This is a genomic window from Pantoea sp. E956-1 (assembly GCF_982223955.1).
Genome location: NZ_CEUYZP010000005.1, coordinates 264,209 through 270,431 on the forward strand (window position 1 = coordinate 264,209; position 6,223 = coordinate 270,431).

The 6,223-nt window shown below is 54.5% G+C and carries 7 protein-coding genes and 3 tRNA genes; 4 read left to right on the plus strand and 6 right to left on the minus strand.

Going from position 1 to position 6,223, the window contains the following annotated elements; all coding sequences use genetic code 11:
- Positions 1-90 precede the first annotated feature (90 nt).
- Both fhuF and AC0T7J_RS15280 read right to left on the minus strand, forming a co-directional pair.
- Positions 91-885, minus strand: a complete 795-nt coding sequence (gene fhuF / locus AC0T7J_RS15275; protein ID WP_473795234.1) for a siderophore-iron reductase FhuF — start codon at positions 883-885, stop codon at positions 91-93.
- 195 nt (positions 886-1,080) lie between these two features.
- On the minus strand, positions 1,081-2,178 hold the full coding sequence (locus tag AC0T7J_RS15280; protein WP_473795235.1) for a GGDEF domain-containing protein: 1,098 nt from the start codon (positions 2,176-2,178) through the stop codon (positions 1,081-1,083).
- Between the two features lie 231 nt (positions 2,179-2,409).
- On the opposite strand from AC0T7J_RS15280, the gene AC0T7J_RS15285 reads away from it, so the two are divergent.
- Positions 2,410-2,694: a DUF1435 domain-containing protein gene (locus tag AC0T7J_RS15285; protein ID WP_010251467.1), complete on the plus strand. Its 285-nt coding sequence runs from the start codon at positions 2,410-2,412 to the stop codon at positions 2,692-2,694.
- A gap of 161 nt (positions 2,695-2,855) precedes the next feature.
- Here the strand turns inward: AC0T7J_RS15285 and AC0T7J_RS15290 are convergent.
- The 4 genes from AC0T7J_RS15290 to rsmC form a co-directional block, all read right to left on the minus strand.
- Positions 2,856-2,942: transfer RNA gene (locus AC0T7J_RS15290), tRNA-Leu, on the minus strand.
- A gap of 28 nt (positions 2,943-2,970) precedes the next feature.
- A tRNA-Leu gene (locus AC0T7J_RS15295) sits at positions 2,971-3,057 on the minus strand.
- Between the two features lie 30 nt (positions 3,058-3,087).
- Positions 3,088-3,174, minus strand: a tRNA-Leu gene (locus AC0T7J_RS15300).
- A 151-nt stretch (positions 3,175-3,325) separates the two neighbouring features.
- Positions 3,326-4,357 carry a 16S rRNA (guanine(1207)-N(2))-methyltransferase RsmC gene (rsmC, locus tag AC0T7J_RS15305; protein ID WP_010253598.1) on the minus strand — a complete coding sequence of 344 codons (1,032 nt, stop codon included), beginning with the start codon at positions 4,355-4,357 and terminating at the stop codon, positions 3,326-3,328.
- 106 nt (positions 4,358-4,463) lie between these two features.
- Here rsmC and AC0T7J_RS15310 point away from each other — a divergent pair, with 106 nt between their 5' ends.
- The 3 genes from AC0T7J_RS15310 to yjjG are packed head-to-tail and all read left to right on the plus strand — an operon-like array spanning position 4,464 to position 5,985.
- On the plus strand, positions 4,464-4,874 hold the full coding sequence (locus tag AC0T7J_RS15310; RefSeq protein ID WP_473795236.1) for a DNA polymerase III subunit psi: 411 nt from the start codon (positions 4,464-4,466) through the stop codon (positions 4,872-4,874).
- A complete protein-coding gene (rimI, locus tag AC0T7J_RS15315) occupies positions 4,846-5,286 on the plus strand; it encodes a ribosomal protein S18-alanine N-acetyltransferase (RefSeq protein ID WP_010253603.1) in 441 nt (146 codons plus the stop codon). Before AC0T7J_RS15310 ends, rimI begins: the two co-directional genes overlap by 29 nt.
- An 18-nt stretch (positions 5,287-5,304) precedes the next feature.
- Positions 5,305-5,985 carry a pyrimidine 5'-nucleotidase gene (gene yjjG / locus AC0T7J_RS15320; RefSeq protein WP_473795237.1) on the plus strand — a complete coding sequence of 227 codons (681 nt, stop codon included), beginning with the start codon at positions 5,305-5,307 and terminating at the stop codon, positions 5,983-5,985.
- Positions 5,986-6,223: the final 238 nt, after the last annotated feature.

Sequence of the window (6,223 nt, forward strand, 5' to 3'; positions counted from 1 at the left end):
CTCTCCAGGCTGATCGAAGGCGTAAAAATTGCCACAAGCCTCAGTGCCTGTAAACGAGATAAACGGAGAATTCAGCGTAATTAAGTCTGTTTAGCTGCCGCTCAGGGTGCAGTTGCCGCATTGTGCGACATCGGGAATACGATAACGCTGGCAGCAGCTGCGACGGACCAGTTCACCATTACGTGGGATCATGGTGCGGTAGAGCGGATTTTCGCTGCCATCCAGCAGCCGCTGGTTGAAGAACAGCGCCTGCTCCAGTTGCAGCACCAGCGACTCATCAATCTGGCTTTTCAGCTCACCCAGGAACCACTGGAATGAGTAGCCCATATTGTTCCAGATGAGTCGGGCGTTGATATCACCATGCTGCGTAATACCATTGACCACCGGGATGAGATGCTGCTGAATCAGCCGATCGATACGCTGCTGAGGGTTAAGGTAGCGCGCTTCTTCATCCTCCTGCACATCGATCCAGAAAGTGGCCGGATGACCATTCTCATGAAAACCGACGCGGATATGCTCTGGCGAGCAGTCCAGTGCACGCGACTCCTGCAACAACGCCATGATCAGTGTTGGCAGCAGCAGGCCAAAATACCATTGCGCCCAGAGTGACAGCACCGGTTTCGCTTCACGAACCGCATCAGGATGATCGCGATAGAGATAATCGCTGTAGCGCTGAACAATGGGGGTAAAAGCTTCTGATTGTGACCAGACGGCGAAGGTCAGCGTGTCGCGCGGAGCCGGCTGGCTGAGCTTCGTCGACTCAAGCAGATAGCTGCGCTGTTGTTGCAGCCGCTCATGCAGACTTTCCGCCAGTGGACGGTCATTCTGCCGGAAGATCATCGACTGAGCGTTAAAACGCTGTTCCTGAGCTGAAGCGGTTGCCATGACGACTCGCGAAAAGTGTAGATAAGAAAGCAAATGATAATCGTTATTGATTAACTCTACAAGTCGCGTAAAAAATCGTCGTTGCTGGCGGGAAAACGGCGGAGGTTGAGGTCAGTTACCCGATCGGACGGAGCAGCAGAGAGCCGGGCAGAGTGCGCCAAAGCCTGGGTTATTACCGATAGTGTTACGTTTTAATTATGCATGCTCATTAACGGCCTGATGCTGTTTTCGGGGTAAATCTTCCCAGGCGAGAATGGTATTCCGGCCCTGATTTTTAGCCACATATAATGCGCTGTCAGCATTGGCGACCGCCAGGTCAAATTCATTATCGTAAATAGGCGCGATACCGGCACTGATGGTGACGTGGGTTGAAACAGTTTCATTAAAAAGATGGGGGATTTCTAAATCCAGCACATATTGACGGATTCGCTCTGCCAGTTTCATGGCGATGGAGCCGTTCACATTGGTCATCAATACCAGAAACTCTTCGCCGCCATAGCGGGTGACAACATCGCGTGAACGCACCGCATCACGAATCGCGACAGAGACCCGCGCCAGCGCCTGATCGCCCATCGCATGCCCGTAATTGTCGTTATAGGACTTAAAGTGATCGATATCCAGCAGCAGCACATAGTGGCTGCCAGCATGGTTTTCCAGAATATTATCCAGCCGGTTCTTCAGGCCCCGGCGGTTATAAAGCCCGGTCAGCGGGTCGAGCATACTGAGGTCGCTGAATGTCTCTTTCTCTTCGTAGAGCTGATGCATCAGGCGCAGAGTAAAGTTGTCGGCACGGCGGCGCATCAGATGCTGTAGTGAGAAACCGATCAGTGGCAGCGTAATGGTCAGCAGGATCAGCGGCAGGTGCTGCGCATTGTCGAGCAGCAATACGGTGAGTACCGGTGGCGTGACATGCAGACAAAATGCTCCCAGATAATCGCTCAGGGCGATGGCACTGATAAATAACACACTGATCAAACTGACAATAAGAAACCCGCCATCAAAATAGAATACCTGATGAAAGCGATAATTAATGTGCCAGGCCCAGAGTATTCCCAGCAGCAGCGCCACAGGATTTAACAGGGGGAGTTTTACTTTAGGCCATATTAAATGGGTAATTAACAGTATGCTGCTAAAGGCCGCGACACTCATTACCGGCAGGGTCGTCTCACTTTTCTCGCTGCTCATTATTGGCAGCAGATGGAATAGCGAGACGGCGATATTCAGAAACAGAAAAAGCATCACTGAAAGCCGGTATTTACTCTGTTTCAGTTCTTCATAGGATTGTAATTTCATTATAAGTACTCGTGACGACCCTGAAATACCCAAGGGCAAGCCGGCGAAACCAGGTTCTGCCAGACAATGAGCAAATTATTGCTGTTGCTGTTATTAAAGGTGTTATCGGCCGCAATCTAGCATTTTCCAACTGGTCTGTCATCTTCGTTGCCGGGCGTGACAAAAACAGGCTGCAAGGCAGGCAAAACTGTCATATGATAATGGGAATGCTTATCATTTGAGGTTTGTGTCATGGGGATAGCGATTATCGCGGCCTGCGGCCTGTGGGGAGTCAGTTGGGCACTGGGCAAAAAGCTGGATAGTGCGTGGGGCGTGTTGCTGCCGTGCATTGCACTGCCGCTGTTCGCCTTATGGGAACCGAGCTTCAGCCAGTGGCGGATGGTGATGACGGTTGCGCTGCTGCTGACTGTCGTGATGCTGTTTAACCAGCGGCTGCGTCACTATCTGCTGCTGCCATCCTGTCTGGCGTTAGCGGGCGGACTGGCGGCTGTCTCTGTGAATTTTCATCTGAATTAACATAAGCGGAGTGGGTAAAACCGGCGTACAGGGTAAAGCGGCTGGAAAAGGTAAAGCGACCGGAAAACAGAACAACCGGAAAAGGTAAAACGAGCAGGGGGTAAAACGAAACGGCAGGGGAACAGAAGAGATGAGCGGGAAAGGCCTGAAGATGACAACGTTGGTGCGAAGAGAGGGACTTGAACCCTCACGTCCGTTAAGACACTAACACCTGAAGCTAGCGCGTCTACCAATTCCGCCACCTTCGCATCGAGTTGTCTGTTCATATCACCGCAATGGTGCGAAGAGAGGGACTTGAACCCTCACGTCCGTTAAGACACTAACACCTGAAGCTAGCGCGTCTACCAATTCCGCCACCTTCGCGCAGTGCTCGCGATATGAAACTTGTGATTTTGGTGCGAAGAGAGGGACTTGAACCCTCACGTCCGTTAGGACACTAACACCTGAAGCTAGCGCGTCTACCAATTCCGCCACCTTCGCATACCCGTAACACCTTGAGAATGTTACAACCACGGAGGCGCATTCTAGAGATTTTACTCTTTGCGTCAACAACTATTTCGTCGGGCTGAAACGATCGCTGTAAAAAGCAACGTTTTCAGCCCGGCAAAGCAGTTAACGGCAGGAAAAACTCTTAGCGCGTTTTGGCACCGCGGCCATAGACGGCACGGTAAACTTTAAAGCGGCCGGTTTGCGCGATGACTTCGTGACTGCCGAAGGCTTCATCCAGCGCCTGCGGGTAGGGCAGGAAGGTGTTGGCAACGATACGCAACTCGCCGCCGGTATTCAGGTGCTTCACGGCACCACGAATCAGCGCCTGTGCGGCATCGAGGCTGGTCTGAGTGCCTTCATGGAAGGGTGGGTTAGAGATAATCATGTCGAAACGACCGGTCACGTCAGAGAAGACGTTGCTGGCGAAGACTTCGCCCTCGATGCCATTGGCGGCCAGCGTCGCTTTACTCGCTTCAATCGCCGCTGCATGCACGTCACACAGCCACAGACGCACTTTTGGCGAACGGGCAGGGAGCGAGGCGGCAATCACGCCCGCGCCACAGCCCATATCCAGCACTTTACCTTTGGTGTGCGGGGTAAAGGTCGACAGCAGCAGGGCGCTGCCGCTATCCAGACCGTCACGGCTGAAGACGCCTGGCAGGGTATGAATCGTCAGACCATCCAGCTGATACTGGTGACCAAAAGTGCTGGCATCGAATTCAGGCTGCTTGTCGAGGCGTCCGTGGTAGAGACCACAGCGACGCGCACTGTCGATCTTCTCCAGTTTCACCCACGACTCCATCATGCCTTCGGCGCTGCGCACGCCGCTGCGGTTTTCACCGACCACGAACACGTCGCAGCCCACCGGCAGCAGCGACAGCAGGTTCTGCAGCTGGAACTGCACTTCCGGCTTATTCTTGGTCCAGAAGTAGACCAGGGTATCGCAGCCCTGCACATCTTCGGCCTGCGCAACCATTCCGTAACGCGCCTGTTCGCCCATACGGCGGCTCAGGTTTTGCCAGTGATGATATTGCTGGGTGTGAACGCGCGACGAGGCGGTTTCCAGCTGAGCGGGCAGGTCATCCTGCAGATCGCCAGCAAATAAAACATGGCGGGCGGTAAATTCATCACTGTGGCGCAGAATGACTTCGCTGGCCGGGGTAAAAGCAGACATGTAGGGCTCCTGTAAGATCTGAGCGGGGATTATAGTGGTTTGTTGGCGCATGTTCGATGGGTTTGCTAGCATAGCGTCGCATTCAGGCAGCAGAACAGGTAACACCATGACGTTCAGGCGCGACTGGCTTTTACAGCAAATGGGAATTACGCAGTACCAACTGCGCCGCCCGCGCGTGCTTCAGGGCGAAATTGCCGTCACGCTGGCACCGGACACGCAGTTAATTATTGTCGCTGACGCGCCCCCCGGTTTGCATGAACCGCTGATGCGCGACGTGCTGCATGCTCTCAATCTGCAACCCGCTCAGGTAATGACCGTGACACCGGATCAGCTGCAAATGCTGCCGGAAACGCTGAACTGCGCGGGCTGGCTGCTCGGCGTAGAGAGCGAACAGACTTTCAATGGCGTGGCATTAACCAGCGCCTCTTTTAATGAACTGATCAGCAGCGGCGTCGCCAAACGCGCGCTCTGGCAACAGATGTGTAACCATGACAGCCATCTCTTTACTCACCCCTGACGATCTGGCGCAGGCCTTCGCCATTGAGTGTCGTAGTCACGCGTTTCCCTGGAGTGAAAAGACGTTTGCCAGCAATCAGGGCGAGCGCTTTATCAATTTACGTCTCGACGTTGACGGCAAAATGGCCGCCTTTGCGATTACGCAGGTGGTACTGGACGAAGCCTCGCTGTTTAACATCGCGGTCGATCCCGCTTTTCAGCGCCGGGGATTGGGCCGCCAGCTGTTGCAGCATCTGATCGATGAGTTGATCAAACGCGACGTGCTGACGCTGTGGCTGGAAGTGCGGGCTTCGAACCTGCCTGCCATCGCGCTCTATGAGCAGCTTGGATTCAATCAGGTCAGTCGTCGCCCCAACTATTATCCCACCGCCAGCGGCCGTGAAGATGCCATTCTTATGGCACTGACGCCGTAGCGGTGTTAAGGAGCTTTAATGATTGATAACTGGGATTGCATCCTGTTTGATGCCGACGATACCCTTTTTCATTTCGACGCCTATGCCGGTTTGCAGCGCCTGTTCGCCGGTTATGACGTGCAGTTCACCGACCAGGATTACAGTGATTATCAGGCGATAAACAAGCCGCTGTGGGTCGATTATCAGAACGGTGCTATCTCCGCGTTACAGCTGCAGACTCAGCGTTTCAACCACTGGAGCGAAAAGCTCAGCGTTGCGCCGGAGATCCTCAACAGCGGCTTTCTCAGCGCAATGGGAGAGATCTGTACGCCGCTGCCGGGCGCGGTCAGCCTGATGAACCAGCTGCATGGCCGGGTAAAAATGGGCATCATCACCAACGGTTTTACTGCGCTGCAGCAGACGCGTCTGGAGCGCACCGGTTTTCGCGATTATTTTTCGGCGCTGGTGATCTCCGAGCAGGTCGGCCTGCCAAAACCGGCGCCAGAGATTTTTGATTACGCACTGAATCTGATGGGCAACCCGGATCGTGAGCGGGTACTGATGGTAGGTGATACGCCAGAGTCAGACATTCTGGGCGGCATGAATGCCGGTGTGAAAACCTGCTGGCTCGATCATGGCACCCGGCCATTGCCGGAACATATTAAGCCCACCTGGCAGGTCAAATCGCTGGGCGAGCTGGAAGCGCTGCTTATCGGCTGACGCAAGACGCCTCGCAAATCAGCATCTTTCCCATAAAAAAGGCCCGCACAGCGGTAATGTCAGTCAGTTAAGCGACAGGTGTTAACGCAGTCTGGTGCCGGGCAGGGGCTGGCGGTCCTCGCGCCGCTGCGCGGTCCCTTCACTTCATTCCTCTGCCTGACGGACCGCCGGGGATGGCACATCCTGTGCCGCCCCGCCTTTCGCCCGCGTCCTGCGGGCTCTCCTGGCAGACTCATTC